Source organism: Kitasatospora sp. NPDC034035, assembly GCF_055575755.1.
In genome coordinates, this window is sequence record NZ_JBVISA010000007.1 from 126,533 (window position 1) to 144,594 (window position 18,062).

Sequence of the window (18,062 nt, forward strand, 5' to 3'; positions counted from 1 at the left end):
GCACATGCTGCCCGAAAGGACAGTCAGATGACCTAACGGGCCGCCGCGCCTGCGCCCCAGGCTGGGACCGCGCAGGGAATTCGGCGGAAGGGCGGTCAGATGGGTGTGCGGGTGACGACCGCTTCGGTCGCGGACGAGGACAAGACGGCGTACTGGACCGGGGCGGTGTCCCGGGCGATGGTCCCGGTGGAGGTGCACCCGCGCACCGGGCGGCCCTTCGACGGACTCCTGGTGTCCCACCGGCTCGGCTACCTGCGGATCTCCACCCTGGAGGCAGACGCCGCCCGGCTCTCCCGCACGGCGGCCCTGATCAAGCGGGCCCCGTACGGCGAGCCGCAGGTCGCGATCGGCGTGCAGGAGACGGGCCGGGCCGTCCTGGAGCAGGACGGGCGCCGGGCGGAGGTGCCGCCGGGCGGGCTTGTGGTGTACGACACGGCGCGTCCGTACGCCGTCGACTACCCGGAGCGCTTCCGCACCCACCTGTTCCACCTGCCGCGCCGGCTGCTGGGCGTGCCGGAGCGGGACCTGCGGCAGGCGGCGGCGACGGCCGTCGGCCCCACGGAGGGCTGCGGACCGGTGCTCCTGCCGTTCCTCGCCGTCCTCGCCGCCTCCGCGCACTCCTACCCGGCCCCGGTCGGCGACCGGCTGGCGGGCAGCGTCGCGGACCTGCTGAGCGCGCTCGTGGTCCAGCTGGTCGGAGCCCGGCCGGAGGAGCCGGACGCCCCGAACGCGCACCTGGTCCGTCGGGTGCGCGAGTACATCGACCACCACCTGGCCGACCCCGAGCTGGTGCCCGAACGGATCGCGCAGGCCCACCACATCTCCGTGCGCTACCTGCACCGGATCTTCGAGGGCGAGGGCGTGACGGTGAGCCGGCTCATCCAGCAGCGCCGCCTGGCGGCGTGCGCCCGCGAGCTGGCCCGGCGCGGCCGCACCACGCCCACGGTCTCGGCCGTCGCCCAGCGCTGGGGCTTCGTCAACCCGGCGCACTTCAGCCGGACCTTCCGCGCCGCGTACGGTGTCTCTCCCCGGGAGTGGCGCGAACCGCCGCACCGCGATGCCGGTTGACGAGCCGCCGGACCGCCGCCGCGCACGCGGCCGCCGCGCCGCCCACCGACCGAAGCCAGGAGCGAAGAGTTGCCCGACCCCACCCCCCTGCCCGACCGGCACCCGGTGCTCGACCGGGCACTCCAGGAGTTCCTGGACGCCCGGGCCGGCCGGTCCGCGACGGAACTGCCGGACCTCTCCTTCCTCACCCCCGAGCGTGTCCCGACCGGCGGCCCGCACGAGGACCCGGACGAGGACCCGGACGACCCGCACGGCACCTCGACGGAGTGGCTCGCCCTGCCCTGCGGACCGGCCGGACGGGTGCACGTCCAGGTGACCAGACCCGCGGACGCCGTGGGCCCGAGCCCCGTGGTGCTGTTCCTGCCCGGCCTCGGCTGGTCGCTCGGCGACGCGGCCTGCTACGCCCGGCTGGTCCGGGAGTTCGCCCTGGGCACCGATGCCGCCGTGGTGTACGTGGACTACGCCCGCTCGCCCGCGGCCCGCTACCCGGTGGCCGTCGAGCAGTGCTACGAGGTGGCCCGGTGGATCCACGCGCACGGCCACGAGATCGGGCTGGAGGGGCGCCGCATCGCCGCCGTCGGCGACTCCGCGGGGGCCAACCTGGTGGCGGCGCTGACCCTGCTGGCCCGGCAGCGCGGGGACGTCCGGCTGGTCCAGCAGGTGCTGCTGTGCCCGGTGACCGACGCCGACTTCGACACCCCGTCCTACCGCCGGTACGCGACGGGCTACTTCCTGCACCGCGACCACATGCGCCGGTTCTGGGACGACTACCTGCCGGAGCTGCGCCGGCGGGGCGAGGCGACCGCCGCGCCGCTGCGCGCGTCCCTGGACCAGCTCGCCGGGCTCCCCCCGGCGCTCGTGGTCACCGCCGAGGCCGACGTGCTGCGGGACGAGGGCGAGGCCTACGCGGCCCGGCTCCGCGCGGCGGGCGTCCCGGTGGTGGCGATGCGCTACCAGGGCGCGGTGCACGGTTTCCTGCTGCTCGCCGGGCACTGCCCCACCGGCACCGCCCGGGCCGCGCTGATCCAGGTCGTCGACACCGTGCACGTGGCCCTGCACAGCCGGTCGTGGTGACCCCGGCCCCGAGCCCGCCGGGCCGGGACGCCGCGTCCTTCCCGCTCTCCCGTTCCGACACCGCGACACCACCCGGCCGGACCTGGCCGGTCCGGCCGACAGCAGCCTGAGGAGCACCGATGTCCGTCGTCCTCGACACCACCGGAGTACCGTCCGCCGACCGCGCGGAGTACTGGCGCGAGGCCGTCTCCCGTACCTTCATCCCGCTCGACGTGGAGCTGCTCGACGGCGCGCCCGCGCCCGCGACGATCACCAGCCACCGCCTGGGCGACCTGCAGGTCTCCCTGGTGGAGGCCGGGCCGCAGCGGGTCGAGCGCAGCGCGGGGCTGATCGCCCGCGGCGGGGAGGACCACCTCACACTGGCGCTCCAGCACCGCGGCACCGCCCGCCTGGTCCAGGACGGCCACCGGGTCGAGCTGCGGCCGGGCACCTTCGCGGTCTCCGACGCCGGGCGGCCGTTCGCCAAGGAGCTGCCGGAGCCCTTCGCCTTCACGGCGTTCCACTGGCCGCGCTCGGCCGTGGGCGTCTCGGAGGACGACCTGCGGGTGCTGACCGCGACGGCCTTCGACAGCGCCGACGGCACCGCCCGGCTGGTGGCCGCGTACCTGGAGTGCCTCTCCCGCTCGGCCGGCTCGATGGAACCGCACCTGGCGTCCTGGCTCGCCATCACGGCGCTCGACCTGCTCGCGGTGCTCGCCCACGAGCGCCGCGGCCGGTCCGGGCCGGAGGCACCGGAGGCGGCCCTGGCCACCCTGGCCCGGGTGAAGGACCACATCATGCGCCACCTCGGGGACCCGGACCTGTCGCCGGAGCGGATCGCGGCCGCCCACCACGTGTCGGTGCGGTACCTGCACAAGCTGTTCCGCTTCGAGGGGGTGACGGTGGCCCGCTGGATCCAGCGCCAGCGACTGGACCTGTGCCGCCGTGACCTCGCCCGCCGGACGGCGGGCCGGGTCACCGTGGCGGCGGTGGCGGGCCGCTGGGGCTTCGTGAGCGCCAGTCACTTCAGCCGGGCGTTCCGGGCCGCCTACGGGGTCTCCCCGCGCGAGTGGCAGGCCTACGCCGGGACGGGCCTTACGTCCGGCGGCGGCGTCGGCGCCGCCCCCGCGCCGCTCGGCCCGTCCGGGTACGGCATCGCGGTGTGAACCGTCGGGTCGAGCCGTCGGGTCGAGCCGTCGGGGTGAGCCGTCGGGACGGGACGCGGTGTGCGGGCGGGGCGGTCGGGGTGCGCCGATGGCGCCGAGGACGGAGTTGTCGAGCGGGCTGGCGGCCAGGCGCTCCAGGACCCGCTGCAGGCCCCGGGAGAGCGCGGCGCGCAGGGTGCGGCTCCGGCGGCGGACGTCGGGGACGGCGGAACGGAACGCTGCGCTGACGGACATGCGGCTCACCTCCGGTACGGCCTGCGGACCTGCAGGGACGTCCAGCTTCCACCGCTTCGGCCGGGCCGGGGCCCGGATTGACGGGCTGCTGACGCTCCGCTGACGAACTGCTGACGAACTGCTGACGACCCGATGACGGACCGCTGACGGCGGGCGGACGCCGGCCCGGCCCCGGGCGTTCAGACCCGGTACGCGGCGACGTAGCGGGCGGGGTCGCCGCCGAGGTCGCCGTGCCAGCGCCGCAGGCACCACTCGGCGAAGGTCCGGCCGGTGGCGGCGATCTCGTCCAGCGGGTCCAGGTAGCCGAGGACGTGCGGCGGCTCGAGGTCCGCCGCGACGCGGGCGGCCAGGCCGGCCCTGGCGAGGCGGAGAAGTTCGACGGCCAGTGGGCGGACCGGGTCGCCGCCGAGGCGGGTGGCCAGGCCCCGGGCGGGGAGTTCCGCGAGGGCGGCCCGGTGCTCGCGCAGGGTGTAGCGGCCGAGCAACTCCCAGGCGGCGGCGCGGGATTCGGGGTGGTAGGTCAGCCCCGCCCACAGCGCGGGGACGGCGGCGACGAACGGGTACGGCGGTCCGTCCGCGGCGCGCAGCTCCAGGGTGCGGCGGACCCGGGTGTTGGTCCACAGCTGGTCGAGGTGGGCGGCCCAGTGGTCCGCAGTCGGCCGCGAACCGTCCCCGTAGCCGTCCCGGAGGAGTTCGGCGAAGGTGCGGCCGGGCGGCGCCGGGTGGTAGCGGCCGTCCGGGGTGCGGTAGTGGATCAGGGGGATGCCGAGCGCCCAGTCGACCACGTCGTCGGCGGTGACGTCGGGGCGCAGCGCGGGCGGCAGCACGCCGCTGCGGTACGGGTCCATCCGCAGCCAGGCCCAGCACCGGTTCGACAGCAGTCCATCGCACCGGCCTTCCTGGATCGGCGAGTTGACGAGCAGTGCGGAGACCACCGAGGCGGCGGCCATCTGCATCCGCAGCTTCTGGGTGAAGTCCTCGGGGGAGAGGTAGTCCAGGGTGACCTGGGTGGACAGCGACAGCGCCATGACGTACCGGGCCCGGCTGCCCGCCGCGCCCAGCCCGGCGAAGTGGTCCCGCATGATGGCGCCCCGGCTCATCGGCACCCACCGCATGTCGCGCAGCCGGTCGAAGGGCAGGTTGGCGCCGGGCACCAGGGCGAGGCCGAACCGGCCGGCCGGTTCGGCGAGTCGCTCCAGGGCGGTGCGCATGTCGGCCACGGCCTCGGCGACGCTCGGGACGGGGGCCGAGGAGTACTCGATCTGGCCGCCGTGCTCCAGGGTGATCAGGCTGCCGTCCGGGAGGCGGACGCCGGTCAGCCGTCCGGCGTCCGCCAGCCGCTCGCCGCCCCACCGGGCGAGCACCTCCTCCAGGACGGCCAGCACGCCGCGCGGGCCGAAGTAGCGGGCGGCCAGCCCGGTGGCCGGGTCGAGCAGGCCGCACTCGACCTCGAGGCCGACCCGCTCGCCGCGGGCGGGCCGGAACGGGGCCAGCAGCTCGGCCCGTTCCAGCGCCCGGCCGGCGTGCGGGCCGGTCACGCCGTGCCCACCCGGGCGGCGATCCGGGGGTGTCCGGCGCGGTCGAGCAGCGTGCTCACCGCGTCCAGGGCGGACTGCGCGGCGCCCTGGCACCAGGCGTGGGCGCCGGACAGGTGCTCGCCGGCGAAGAAGATCCGCGGCTGCTCCACCGGGTGCGGGGAGCCGAGCACGCTCAGGTAGCGGGTGTGCTCGCCGGGCGCCAGGTGGGCGAAGGCGCCGCCGCCCATGCCGGTCTGCACGTCCCAGTCGCAGTGCACGATGTCGTCCACGTCCCCGGTGATGCCCGGGTGGAGCTTCTCCAGGCAGTCCAGCACCAGCGCGTCCCGGTCCGCGACCGGCAGCGCGGCGAAGCGCCGGGCGTTGGCGCCCCACAGGTACGCGCCGAGCAGGGCGGCCGGGTCCGCGGAGCGCAGGGGGTCGCGCGGGCCCCAGCTCGGGCCGGAGCTGCCGTTGACCCCGCCCTCGGTGAGAACCGCGTTGTCCGACGGGTACCAGACCTGCTGGATCGGCAGGTCGGTGAAGCTGCCGCCGCCGTGGATGTCGTCCTCCAGCTCCCAGCGCCGGCGGGTGAGGTGCAGGACGGTCTTGACGCTGCTCGCGTAGCTGATGCCGCGGACGGCGTGCCGCTGGGCGGGCGGCAGGCCCGGGGTGACGGTGATCTGGTCGAGCGCGGGCGCCGGGACGCAGCACACCACGTAGTCGGCGTGGTCGCGCAGCCGGGCGCCGATCCGCCGGCCGCCGATCCGGACGCCGTCCGCGGTCAGCGCGATCTCGTCGATCCGGGTGGAGAGCCGCAGCGTGCCGGGGCGCAGGGACCGGACGAAGGCGTGGACCAGCGCGTCCAGCCCGTCGACCAGCTCGACCTGCCCGCTGTGGAACAGGCCGAAGTAGTCGACCAGCACCTCCAGCAGCGAGGACTGCTCGTAGTGTGCGAGGCCGCTGGCGTGTCCGAAGAGCTCCCAGGCGTCCTGCGACACGTGCTCGTGCACGAACTGCCACAGCGACACCGAGGCTGCCCGTTCCAGCGCCGGGTCGTCCCAGTGGCCCTCCAGGATGCGGCGCTGCTGCTCGACGGTGAAGGTGCGCCACACCGAGCCGAGCAGGTGGTCCAGCAGGGGTGCCGGTGCCTGCCGTTCGGCCGGGCGCAGCGCGTACGAGGGGAACAGCGAGGCCACGTCCTGCACCCGGACCCGGCGACCGCGCAGATGGTAGAAGGCGCGCGGGTTGGCGTTGACGAACGGGCGGGTCGCCAGCCCGAACCCGGAGACGTAGTGCAGCACGCAGTGGTGGTTGCCCGGGATGCGCATGGCGCCCAGGTCCACGTGCGTGCCGTCCCAGAACCGGTGGGTCCGCACCCGCCCGCCGGGCCGGTTCGCCCGCTCGTACACGACGACGTCGAAGCCGCGGCGCTGCAGCTCGTGTGCGCACACCAGTCCGGCGATGCCCGATCCGACCACGGCGACCCGGCCCCGGGCGCCGCCCACCGGCCGCAGCAGGGAACGCGGGAACGCAAAGCTGGTATCGAACATCGGCACCGAACCCGTCAGAAGGGGGACCCGGCCCCAGCCTCGGCCAGGCGTCGTTCGGGTGCCAGTTCGCGGCACCGATGCGAGTGACGGGCAGGCCGCGGGGAGGTTCCGTGCCCGATCGGACCGGCCCGGATCGCAGGGAGGGCCCGTCTGTATCATCTGTTCGCACACAGCGGCGGGGGGCAGGGGCGACGTGGAGACGGTGGGACCGAACGGGCCTGCGCAGGTGGGGCCGTTCCGGGTGTTGGCGCTGCTCGGGCAGGGCGGAATGGGGCGGGTGCTGCTGGGGGTGGCGCCGGACGGGCGGCCCGCGGCGGTCAAGCAGGTGCACGCCGAGTTCGCCGAGGACGACGGGTTCCGGATCCGGTTCCGGCGCGAGGTGGAGGCCTCGCGGCGGGTCTCCGGCGGGTACACGGCGGCGGTGATCGCGGCCGACCCGGAGGCCGAAACCCCTTGGCTGGCCTCGCAGTTCGTGCCCGGTCCGGCCCTGAACGAGGCGCTGCGGGCGGTCGGCGCGCTGCCGGAGGAGTCGGTCCGGCGGCTGGCCGCCGGGCTGGCGCAGGCGCTGGTCGACGTGCACCGGGCGGGTCTGATCCACCGGGACCTCAAGCCCTCCAACGTCCTGCTCGCCGAGGACGGCGTGCGCGTCATCGACTTCGGGATCGCGCGGGCGGCGGAGAGCCAGGACACCAAGCTCACCCGCACCGGGGCGATGATCGGCTCGCCCGGCTACATGTCGCCCGAGCAGGTCGAGGGGCGTGAACTGACGCCCGCCAGTGACGTGTTCTCGCTCGGCGCGACCCTGGTGGTGGCCTGCGCGGGCCGGCCGGCCTTCACGGGGGAGTCGCTGCCGCGGATCCTCTTCAACGTGCTGCACGCCGAACCCGACCTGAGCGGGGTGCCGGACGGACTGCGGCCGCTGCTCGCGGCCTGCCTGGCCAAGGACCCGGCCGCGCGGCCGACCCCGCAGGAGGTGCTCGCGGCGGTCGGGCGGCTCGCCCCGTCGACGCGGCCGTGGCCCGAGGCGGTGCACGGGCTGCTGGCGGCGCAGGGGGCGGAGATCGCCCGGCTGCTGGGCACCGACGCGCCGGCCGCCGTCCGGCCCGTGCCCGCGTCGGCCGCCGACCGGCCCGTGCCCGCGGTGGGCGGTGCCTTCGGACCGGCCGAGCCGCCGGCCGCGCCCGTGCGGCGGCGCCGCCGGGGGAGGCGGATCGTCCTGACCGTCGGCGCGATCGTCCTGGCGCTCGCCGGGGTGGCGGGCGGGCTGGTCGCCACCGGGGTGGTGAACCTGGACTCGGTGTTCCCCGAGCCGGTGCCCACGCCCGGGAACGTGCCGCTCTCGCAGGTCAAGGACAAGTACACGGCCGTGGCGCCCACCTGCGCGGACGCCCGGAGGGTGACGGTACCGCCCGAGTTCTCCGCACCCTGGGGCAACCCCGGGACCTGGGAGGCCACGGACTCGCACGGGAAGCACCCGGAGAAGGGCTGCCAGTGGAACTCCCGCAGCGGCGACCAGCTCGACGTCGACTGGGACGTCTACCCGAGCCTCCCCGGTGGCCTGACCGGCGCCGAGCGGGCGAAGGAGCACTTCGAGGCCCTCTACGTCGGAGGCCGCACGCGCGTGTCGGACCCGGGCTTCGCGGAGGAGGCGTTCTGGCTCCCGAAGAAGTATCTGGACGAGGAGAACTGCGTGTTCTACGTGCGCGACGTCAACCTGAACGTCTTCATCGCGGTGAAGGGCAGCAGCTACCCGAAGGGGCGGTGTGAGGAGCTGACCCGGACGATGGCCGCGACGGCGGTGCAGGTGGCGCAGTTCGTGTCCGTGAACGGGACGTCCCCCGAGGTGTCCCCCACGCAGCCGGCGTTCCGGTGACGGGCGCCTCGATGCGGCCGCGCCGGGAGTCGGACCCGGCCGAGGTCGGCCCGTACCGGGTCCTCGCGGAGCTGGGGCGCGGCGGGATGGGCCGGGTGCTGCTGGGCGCCGCGCCGGACGGGCGGCTGGTGGCGGTCAAGCAGGTGCACGACCGGTTCGCCGCCGACGACGGCTTCCGGGCCAGGTTCCGGCGCGAGGCCGGCGCCTCCCGCCGGGTGTCCGGGGCGTACACGGCGGCCGTGATGGACGCCGACGTCGACGCGCCGACGCCCTGGCTCGCCTCGGTGTTCGTGGTCGGGCCCTCGCTCGGCGCCGCCGTCGAGGCCGCCGGGCCGCTGCCCGCGGACGCCGTGCACCGGCTCGCCGTCGGCCTGGCCACGGCCCTGGTGGAGATCCACCGGGCGGCGCTGATCCACCGCGACCTCACACCGGAGAACGTGCTGCTCGCCGACGACGGCGTGCGCGTCATCGACTTCGGGATCGCCCGGGCGGCCGAGGAGGACGCCGAGCTCACCCACACCGGCGGCGTGATCGGCTCGCCCGCGTACATGTCGCCCGAGCAGGCCGAGGGCCGGGTACTGACCCCGGCGGCCGACGTGTTCTCGCTCGGCGCGGTGCTGGCGCTCGCCCTGACCGGTCGCAGCCCCTTCGCCGGGGCCTCCACCCTGCAGACCCTCTACAACGTCGTGCACACCGAGCCGGACCTCGCCGCCGTACCGGCCGCCACCCGGCCGCTGCTCGCGGCCTGCCTCGCCAAGGACCCGGCCGCCCGCCCGACCCCGGCCCGCCTGCTCGAACTCCTCGGCCCGGTCGCCCCGGCCGCCCGGCAGTGGCCGCCGACGGTGCACGCGCTGATCACCGCGCAGCAGACGGCGGTGGACGGGCTGCTCGCCGCCCCGCAGGGCGCCGCGCCGCCGCGCGCGCGGACGTCCGAGCCGACCTCGTACCACCTGGCGGCGCCCGGGCTGACCGCCCTGGCCACGGCCGTGGACACCGGGCCGGAAACCGACGCGCCCGCACCTGTACCCGTCGTCGCCGCCGGTACCCCGCCGCGCCGGTCGCGCCGGACCGCCGCCCTGGTGACCGCCGGGTTCGTCGCCGCGGCGGGCGTCGGCGGATACCTGTGGCTGCGCGACGCGAACGACCCGAACGGCCCGGCCGTTCCGGACAAGTACGTCAAGGCACCGGCCTGTGCGGAGGCCACCGGGCGGCTCCCGCTCCCGGCCGCCGAGCGCAAGCAGGAGGAGGACCACTACGTCGAGCAGTCCTCCAGGGCCGAGACCGACTGCTACTGGTACGGCTCGTCGGCCGTCTCCGGCACCACCTACTGGGACCGGAACCCGTCCGCGATCGTCCGCTGGATGCTCCAGCGCAGCGCCGGGACCAGCGACAACGCGACCCAGGTCCAGCGCAAGGACTTCGGTGACCTGGCCGCCGGCGAGCGCCGCGCGAGCGGCCTCGGCGTCGGCGAGGAGGCCTACTGGGGCTCGGTGGGGAACGGGACGAACTGCTCCCTTCACGTCCGCGACGGCAACCTGCGCCTCTCGGTCGACCTCGGCGGCAAGGCGCACCCGGCGGACGGCTGCGAGGCGCAGGCCGTGACGGTCGCCCGCGCGGCACTCGCGGCGATGCCGAGCTGAGCCGACCCGGACGCGGGCCGCGGTACCCCTGTTGCCTCGGCTCGCGTCCCGGGCCGGCGGATTCAGCCGGTGACCCTGATGCGACTTCCGGTGGACGTGCCACCGTCGGTGTCGCGCAATCCGGTCGGACGCGAAGCGGCCGTGCGGGCGTTCACGTGCTCCTCCTCGGACGGGTCGATCGGGCGTTCATTGTCGCCGCCGGAGGCTCCGGCGGACCACGACGTTGACCTGACGTTGACCTGACACTTGGGCCGCTCCCGGCTACGCTCGTTCGCGGCCCGCGCCGGACGGGGCGGGGCGCGGGGGACGCTTGGCCGGGGGAGTGGGGGACGTGTTGGGGGCTGCTGTGTTCGCCGAGCTGTTACGGGAGCGACGCCTGTCGGCGGGGTGGAGCCAGGACGAGCTGGCAGAGCGCTCGGGGGTGTCGACCCGGTCGATCAGCGCCCTGGAGGCAGGTGGGCGACGGCCGCGGATGTCCTCGGTGGTCCGGCTCGCCGGGGCCCTGGGCCTCGACCCGGACACCCGCGCCCGGTGGCTGATGGCCGCCCGGGACGCGGGCGCGGAGGAGCCGGGCGGACCGGACACCCCGGCGGCCGCGCCCCGGCCCGAGGCCGGTGCGGCGGCCTCCCCGCCCCTCCCGCGCTCCCCGGCCGGGCCGGGTGGGGGGCGTGGCGCGCCGGCCGTGCCGCAGCAACTGCCGATGGCCATCCGGCACTTCACCGGTCGGGCCCGAGAGATCCAGGCGCTCGACAGACTCCTCGGCGACCGGATCCCCGGCTGCGGCGCGGTCGTGATCTCGGCGATCGCCGGCACCGCCGGCGTGGGCAAGACCACGCTCGCCGTGCACTTCGCCCACCGGGTGGCGGACCGCTTCCCCGACGGGCAGCTCTTCGCCAACCTGCGCGGCTTCGACCCGGCCAGGAGTCCGGTCGACGCCGCCGACGTGGCGCGCGGCTTCCTGGACGCGCTCGGCGTACCGGCCTCGCGCATCCCCGCCGACCCGGACGGGCAACTCGCGCTCCTGCGCAGCCGGCTGGCCGGCACCCGGACGCTGATCGTCCTCGACAACGCCCTCGAGGCGGAGCAGGTCCGCCCGCTGCTTCCCGGCTCGGACACCTGCCTGGTCCTGGTCACCAGCAGGAACCGGATGCCCGGACTGGTCGCCCTGGACGGCGCCGTCCCGCTCGCCCTCGACGTGCTCTCCCGCGCCGAGGCCCGCGAACTGCTCGCCCGCCGCCTGGGCCCCGCCGCCGTCGAGGAACAGCCCGACGACGCCGACGAGTTGATCGAGCTGTGCGCCCGGCTGCCGCTGGCCCTGAACATCGCCGCCGCCCGCGCGGCCGACCACCCCGGCACCCCGCTCGGCGTCTGGGCGCGCGAACTGCGGGACTCCCGGGCGCGCCTGGACCTGCTGTCCACCGGGGACGTGCACGCGGACGTCCGGGTGGTGCTCTCCTGGTCCTACCGCGCCCTGGCGCCGAAAGCCGCGCGCCTGTTCCGGCTGCTCGGCCTGCACCCGGGGCCGGAGACCGGCGCGGCCGCCGCGGCGAGCCTCGCCGGCCTGCAGCCGGCCGAGGCCCGCCGGCTGCTGGACGACCTGCACCGCGCCCACCTGATCGCGGCGCCGGACCGGGACCGCTACACCCTGCACGACCTGCTGCGCGCCTACGCCGCCGAGCGGGCGGCCGCCGACGAGTCCCCGCAGGGACGGGCCGAGGCGACCCTGCGGATGCTCGACCACTACCTCCACACCGCACACCGGGCCGGCTGCCTCGCCTACGCCGACGACGCCTCCTGGCAGCCGCTCGCCCTCGCGGAGCCGGCCGCCGGGGTCGCGCCCGAGGACCTCGCCGACCGCGGGCAGGCGCTCGCCTGGTACCGGGGCGAGCAGCCGGTGCTCGAACGGATCGTCGACGGGGCCCACCGGGCGGGGCTCGACACGCACGCCTGGCAGCTCGTCGCCGCGCAGGTGGCCTACCTGCTCAAGTCGGGGCTGTGGCAGCAGTGGCAGCGGGCGAGCGAGACCGCGCTCGCCGCCGCCGAGCGGACCGGGGACCTCCGCGGACAGGCCCACGCGCACCGCTGGCTCGGCCAGGTGCACCGCTCCCAGGGCCGCCAGCCCCAGGCCCGCCACGAACTGCGCCTGGCCCTCGACCTGTTCGACGCACTCGGCGACCGGCCGCGCCAGGGCAGGACACTGCTCGACCTCGCCCTCGCGCTTGGCGAGGAACAGGCCGACGCCGAGGCGGTGGCAGAGTCCCGCCGGGCACTGGAGCTGTTCCGGGCGATCGACGACCGCAACGGGCAGGCCCTCGCCCTCAACAGCATCGGCTGGTACCTGACGCAGCAGGGCGAGCCACGGCCGGGACTGGCGCACTGCCGGCGCGCGCTGGACCTGGCCCGCGAAACCGGCAACCTCCCCGCCCAGTCGTCGATCTGGGACAGCGTCGGCTACATCCACCACCAGCTCGGCGAGTACCACGAGGCCCTGCCCGCCTACCAGGAGTCCCTGCGGCTGCGGCAGGAGGTCGGCGACTACTTCCTCCAGGCGGACATCCACACCCACATCGGCGACACCCACCTCGCCCTCGGCGATCCCGAAGCCGCCCGGGCCTCCTGGACGCGCGGCCTCGCCATCCTCGAAGACCTGGAGCACCGTGACGCCGACGCCGTCAGCGCCCGCCTGAACGCCCTCGCCGGCCCGGACCACCGACCGCCGGCGGAGCCGCCGACAGGGCCGCCGCCGGAGCCGCCGCCGGGGCGGTGAACCGGACCGCCTCCGCCGCCCGTAGCACCGAAGAGGACGCGCGCACCGCGCGTCCCCGGCGACAACGGGTGCGCCCAGGAGGCGGGGAGGAACCGGATGCAGTCCCGACGCGACCAGGTGCAGGCGCACCTGTTCGTGATGAGCAGGCTGGCCTCGGGCATGCTGCGCGCGGAGCCCGACGCGCCGGACACCCCCACCGGGCGGACCACCCGGGGCACCATGACCGGCCTGGCCGTCGCGGTGCTGATCGGGCTCGGCGTCACGGTGTACGGGGTGATCAAACCCGGCGGCAGCGACGGCTGGGCCAAACCCGGCACCCTGGTGGTGGTCGAGGAGACCGGCGCCCGCTACCTCTTCGTCGGCGGGCAGCTGCACCCGGTGCTGAACGACACCAGCGCCCGGCTGGTGGCCGGCGACCAGATGACGGTGCGGCAGGTGAGCCGGGACTCGCTCGCGGACGCGCCGCGCGGCCTACCGGTCGGAATCGTCGGCGCCCCCGACGGGCTGCCCCCGGCCGCCGACCTGGCGGGCGGCACCTGGCTGGTCTGCGGCACCGTCCAGTCCGGCCCGACCGGCGCCCCCGCGACCCGGCTCGGCCTGCAGATGGACCCGGCCGCGGAGGGACGGGCGCTGACCGCCGCCCAGGGCGTACTGGTCGCCCAGCCGGACGGTTCGGTCCACCTGCTCTGGCAGGGCCAGCGGCTGCGCGTGGACACCGCCAACCAGGCGCTGCAGGCGCTCGGCTACGGCGGTGCGACGCCCTTCCCCGTCCCGGCCGGCCTGCTGAACGCGCTGCCCGCCGGGCCGGACCTGGCCTCGCCCGCCGTCGCCCGGCGCGGCGAGCCGGGCCCGGCGCTGGGCGGCAAACCGACCCGGATCGGCCAGCTCTTCGGGGCCCCCGGCGGCGCGCACTACCTGCTCACCAAGGACGGCCTCGCCCCGCTCACCCCGACCCTGTACGCGCTGCTGCTCGGTGACCCGCGCACCCAGCAGGAGGCGTACGGCGGCGACGCCCCGACGCCCGCGCCGATCGGCGCCATGGACCTGGCCGCGCACACCGCGCCCGGCGGTCCGCCGGCCCCGGGGCTCCCGGAGACGCCGCCGGCCCTGGTCCTGCCGCTGCGCGGCGAAGGCGTCTGCGCCGACCTGCACACCGGCGCCGGCGCCCCGGTCACGTCCGTCACGGTGCTGCCCGCCGACCGGGCCGAGGCGGGCCGCCCGCCGACGGCCCCGGTGGGCGGGCCCCCGGGGACCTGCGCGGTCGCCGACCGGATCGCCGTACGGCCGGGCCGCGGGGCCCTGGTGCGGGCGCTGTCCGGCGCCGGGGCGGGCAGCACCGAGTACCTGGTCACCGAGGCCGGGGTGCGCTTCCCGCTGCCCGCCGCGGCGGTGGCGAAGCAGCTCGGCTACGGCGGCACCACCCCCGTCGCGGTGCCCGCACCGGTGCTCGGCCTACTGCCGGCCGGGCCGAGCCTCGACCCGGCCGCCCTCGGCGACGGTACCGGCGCCTCGCCGACCGCCACGGCCACCCCGGCCGCGCAGGCCACCCAGGCCGCGCCGCCGGCCTCGCCGCCGTGCGGCTGAACCACCGCCCGTCGCAGGGCCGTTGAGTCGATCAGGAATCTCCGCCGGGCCGCCCGCCCGGCGAGCGCAGGGAAGGGAGCACGCCATGACCACACCGGGCATGTTGACCAAGGAGGACGAGGCGATCCGCCAGGTCCTCGCCAGCCTGGAGCACCAGATCGAGAACATGGTGACCGCCGGGCGCACGGTCGAGCGGATCAAGGAGGAGCTGGCCGGGGGCTACATCTCCGGCGCCAGCACCATCTTCCAGCAGAAGGTGGAGGACTGGATGACGCGCTACCAGCAGATCATCGGGTCCTTCGAGCGGTTCGTGCAGTCCACCCAGGGTGCCAACCAGATCCTCACCCAGGCCGAGGACGACGCGCGCGCCCACGCCGCGGACGGCATCTACAACGGCCTGCAAGGCGCCTGACTTCCCGTCACAGAAGGAGGATTCAGTACCGATGGACTTCGGCAGCATCCAGCTCCACCACGAAACCGTCTCGCAGGCGGCCACCGAACTGCGCCAGGCCGGCTCCATGATGCGGAGCAACCTGGACGCACTCATGGGCAAGCTCAAGGGCGTGATCGACGGCGGCCACTTCCAGGGTGTCGCGGCCAACGCCTTCGAGGAGCTCTCCCGGGTCGTGGCGGCCAACGAGAGCGCCATGGACGAGGACATCACCGCCGCGGCGAACACCCTCAACACGATGCACGAGATCATGACGGAGTCTGACGCCAACGCCGGGAAGCAGTTCCACCACTGAGGCGAGGACGGAGGTGATCGCCCATGGGCGAGGAAACCATCAAGGTCTCGGTGAGCGGTCTCAATGACTTCGCCACGAAGCTCGAGACCTTCCGCATCGAGGTCGGCGACGCGGCGAGCAAGGTGCACGACTGCCCGCCCCTTCTGCCGGGCAACGACATCCTGCCCGAGATCGCGAACCTGAAGAAGGGCTCGACCGAGTTCATGGCCAGCGTGGCCTCCGCGCTGACCGCCATCCAGACGGACGTCAAGAACATCAAGTCCGACCTGCAGATGGCCGGGACCATGTTCAACCTCGGGGCGGAGGACAGCCTCACCGAGGCGCAGATGATGGAGATCCTGCACGACGTCCTGGGCGGCGGCAGCCCGTCGACATCCGTCAAGTGACGCGACTCTCCGTCGGGCGGGCCTGACCGCCCGTCCGACGGCGGGTACGGCGCCGTCCCCTTCCGTTCCCGTTCCGCTGCCTACCGGAGGAAGCCATGGCAGATCCGAAGCACTACCCATGGGAAGACGCCCTGGCGGCCTTCGCGAGCTCGACGCAGACCTCGATCACGAACCGGGACGCGGCGATGGCCCAGCCGTGGATCACCGGGATCGAGGTCCGTACGGGCATGAAGAGCGGCAACGACGAGAGGAAGTCCCAGAAGTCGGGGAGCAGCGGCTGGGCGGGCTACGACATGTGGGCCGAGTGGGTGTACAACACCACGAGCCCGTGGAGCACGATCGTGGGCGTCACGGTCGACTGGGACTTCTGGCAGCTCAAGCCGCCCGCGGGTGACACCAGCACGCCGCTCGGGCACTTCGAGGCCAACGCGGACACCATCCTGGCGCCGCTCCTGTGGGGCGACCGCAGGAACGACAAGACGAGCGCCCAGAGCTACAACGACGCGGCGACGGTCATCCGCGCCGCGAACCTCTGGGTGGGGAACCAGCAGCAGAAGATCCAGACCTGGGCGGACGAGGTCGACGGCGCGGGCAGCGACTTCCAGGGGAGCGCGGCCGGCCGGTTCAAGGAAGTCCTGATCGGTACGCGGAACGAGTTCATCAAGCTGCACCTCGACCTCGGTACGACGGACGCCATGGCGAGTGCCCTCGACGACGTCGCGGAGGCGATGCGCGCCGCGCACCGCAAGATGTACGACGGTTACAACGCCTGGCGGGTCAACGGAGGCGAGAACCTGTTCGCGACGAAGTGGACCCTCAAGGAGGACGACGCCTCGTTCTCCTGGCCGCACGCATGCGTCCACGCCGCGTTCGCGGTGGCGACGGCGGGCCTGGTCCCGACGATGGTGGACAACAACACCGCCTCCTTCACCGGCGGGCAGGTGCTGCCGACCGACAACGACGCCTTCAAACAGTGGTTGGAGGAGCTCTCCAAGAAAACCTGGACGACCTGGATCGAGCTCACCCTGGACAAGCACGCGACCGAGGCGATGACCGCGTTCAAGACGGCCTACTCCCACGCCACCGCCGTCCTGCAGAAGGTCGACCCCCCGAAGAAGTGGCTGCCCGCCGACAAGCCGCCGACCGCCCCGGACGGCGGCCCGAAGCCCCCGCCGGGATCGTCCGGCGCCGGGGGTGACGGCAAGGGCGGTGACCTGGGTCTCGGCGGCTCGGGCGACAAGAAGCCGCCGGGGACCAAGGGCGCCACCCCGCCCCCGCCCCCGCCCCCGCACGTGCCGGGCTCGTTCACCGGGATCGGGGGCAACAACGGGAACGGCGGCGGAGGCGGCAGCCAGGCGCCGCTGCTCGGCAAGGACGGCAAGCCGCTCCTGGACAAGGACGGCAAGCCCCTGTACGTGCCGCCCGGCACCACGGTCAACGCCAAGGGCGAGCTGATCGGTCCCGACGGCAAGCCTCTGCTGGGCGCGGACGGCAAGCCGCGGCACGTGCCGCTGGGGACGACCGTCGGCAAGCCGACCCCGACCCAGAACCAGACCGGCGGCGGCGGCCTCGGCGCGCCGTTCACGGTGCCGCCCGGCTCGAAGAAGAACGAGGACGGTACGGTCACCGGTCCCGGCGGCGCCGCGCTGAAGGACGCCAACGGCAATCCGGTGCTGCTCGGCAAGGACGACACGATCGACAAGGACGGCACGGTCCGCAACGCCAACGGGCAGCCGATCTCGCAGTTCGAACAGCTGCTGAACGACCAGTCGCGCGCCTACACCGGGCGGCCCGGCGGTACCTCCGGCGGCAGCGGCGGGGGTGGCAGCTGGGCCGGCCTGCCGCCCTCCTTCGGCAGCGACTTCTCCTTCGGTACGAGCGGTCTGGGCGGTGCCGGCGGCTCGGGCTCCTTCAAGGGCGGCACCGACCTGTTCGGGGAGTCCTTCGGCAAGACCGGCGGCTCGGGCCTCTCCGGCCCCCGGACCACCGGCGGCATCAGCGCCTCGGGTCCGCCGACGATCGGGACCGGCGGGCGGATGGCCACGCTGGGCGCCGCGAACGGCGGCGCCGCGCTGGCCGAGGAGGCGGCCCTGACCGGGCGCGCCGCCGCCGGCCGGGCCGCCGCCGCCACCGCCGCCGAGGAGGCCCAGCTGATGGGCCGCGGCGTCCCGACCACCGGCGGAATGGGCGGACCGATGATGCCCCCGATGGGCGCCGGTGCCGGTGCGGGCGCCGGAGCCGCCGGCCAGAGCGAGAAGGAACGGCAGCGCACCACCTGGCTGGCCGAGGACGAGGAGGTCTGGGGCACCGACTCCGGTGCGGTGACGGGCGTCATCGGCCGCTGAGCACGCGCGGGGGCCCCGTCTCACGGGACGCGGTCGGCCGACGTCGAACCCGGCGGCCGGGCGCAGCCGTAGAGATGACCGTACGACCCCACGGACCGGTGCGGTCCCGGGCCCGACATCCCCGGGCCCGGGA

13 protein-coding genes are annotated in these 18,062 nt (G+C 75.2%); 11 read left to right on the top strand and 2 right to left on the bottom strand.

What is annotated here, in order from left to right:
* The first annotated feature begins 99 nt into the window (after window positions 1-99).
* The 3 genes from ACZ52J_RS12305 (at window position 100) to ACZ52J_RS12315 (ending at window position 3,287) form a co-directional block, all read left to right on the top strand.
* Window positions 100-1,068 carry an AraC-like ligand-binding domain-containing protein gene (locus tag ACZ52J_RS12305; protein WP_396287844.1) on the top strand — a complete coding sequence of 323 codons (969 nt, stop codon included), beginning with the start codon at window positions 100-102 and terminating at the stop codon, window positions 1,066-1,068.
* A gap of 69 nt (window positions 1,069-1,137) precedes the next feature.
* The gene (locus ACZ52J_RS12310; protein ID WP_465617988.1) at window positions 1,138-2,142 is read left to right on the top strand and encodes an alpha/beta hydrolase; all 1,005 of its coding nucleotides are present in this window, start codon (window positions 1,138-1,140) and stop codon (window positions 2,140-2,142) included.
* A gap of 119 nt (window positions 2,143-2,261) precedes the next feature.
* A complete protein-coding gene (locus ACZ52J_RS12315) occupies window positions 2,262-3,287 on the top strand; it encodes an AraC-like ligand-binding domain-containing protein (protein WP_465617990.1) in 1,026 nt (341 codons plus the stop codon).
* Window positions 3,288-3,700: 413 nt separating this feature from the next.
* Here the strand turns inward: ACZ52J_RS12315 and ACZ52J_RS12320 are convergent, their stop codons facing one another.
* On the bottom strand, window positions 3,701-5,059 hold the full coding sequence (locus tag ACZ52J_RS12320) for a glutamate-cysteine ligase family protein (RefSeq protein WP_465617992.1): 1,359 nt from the start codon (window positions 5,057-5,059) through the stop codon (window positions 3,701-3,703).
* Window positions 5,056-6,588, bottom strand: a complete 1,533-nt coding sequence (locus ACZ52J_RS12325) for a flavin monoamine oxidase family protein (protein WP_465617993.1) — start codon at window positions 6,586-6,588, stop codon at window positions 5,056-5,058. The genes ACZ52J_RS12320 and ACZ52J_RS12325 overlap by 4 nt, the downstream gene beginning before the upstream one ends.
* A 193-nt stretch (window positions 6,589-6,781) precedes the next feature.
* On the opposite strand from ACZ52J_RS12325, the gene ACZ52J_RS12330 reads away from it, so the two are divergent.
* The 8 genes from ACZ52J_RS12330 to ACZ52J_RS12365 all read left to right on the top strand — a co-directional run bounded on the left by ACZ52J_RS12330 (window position 6,782) and on the right by ACZ52J_RS12365 (window position 17,929).
* Window positions 6,782-8,461 carry a serine/threonine-protein kinase gene (locus ACZ52J_RS12330; protein WP_465617995.1) on the top strand — a complete coding sequence of 560 codons (1,680 nt, stop codon included), beginning with the start codon at window positions 6,782-6,784 and terminating at the stop codon, window positions 8,459-8,461.
* Window positions 8,458-10,101, top strand: coding sequence for a protein kinase domain-containing protein (locus tag ACZ52J_RS12335; RefSeq protein ID WP_465617997.1), 1,644 nt, complete (start codon window positions 8,458-8,460; stop codon window positions 10,099-10,101). Before ACZ52J_RS12330 ends, ACZ52J_RS12335 begins: the two co-directional genes overlap by 4 nt.
* Window positions 10,102-10,432: 331 nt before the next feature.
* Complete coding sequence (locus ACZ52J_RS12340) at window positions 10,433-12,868, top strand: ATP-binding protein (protein ID WP_465617999.1); 2,436 nt, start codon at window positions 10,433-10,435, stop codon at window positions 12,866-12,868.
* Between the two features lie 96 nt (window positions 12,869-12,964).
* Window positions 12,965-14,452 (top strand): type VII secretion protein EccB, encoded by a 1,488-nt coding sequence (gene eccB / locus ACZ52J_RS12345; RefSeq protein WP_465618001.1) that lies wholly within the window; start codon window positions 12,965-12,967, stop codon window positions 14,450-14,452.
* An 85-nt stretch (window positions 14,453-14,537) separates the two neighbouring features.
* Window positions 14,538-14,864, top strand: a complete 327-nt coding sequence (locus tag ACZ52J_RS12350) for a hypothetical protein (RefSeq protein ID WP_465618003.1) — start codon at window positions 14,538-14,540, stop codon at window positions 14,862-14,864.
* A gap of 31 nt (window positions 14,865-14,895) precedes the next feature.
* Window positions 14,896-15,198 carry a hypothetical protein gene (locus tag ACZ52J_RS12355; protein WP_465618005.1) on the top strand — a complete coding sequence of 101 codons (303 nt, stop codon included), beginning with the start codon at window positions 14,896-14,898 and terminating at the stop codon, window positions 15,196-15,198.
* 23 nt (window positions 15,199-15,221) lie between these two features.
* Window positions 15,222-15,584: a hypothetical protein gene (locus ACZ52J_RS12360; RefSeq protein WP_465618007.1), complete on the top strand. Its 363-nt coding sequence runs from the start codon at window positions 15,222-15,224 to the stop codon at window positions 15,582-15,584.
* A 95-nt stretch (window positions 15,585-15,679) separates the two neighbouring features.
* A complete protein-coding gene (locus ACZ52J_RS12365) occupies window positions 15,680-17,929 on the top strand; it encodes a hypothetical protein (protein WP_465618009.1) in 2,250 nt (749 codons plus the stop codon).
* Window positions 17,930-18,062: the final 133 nt, after the last annotated feature.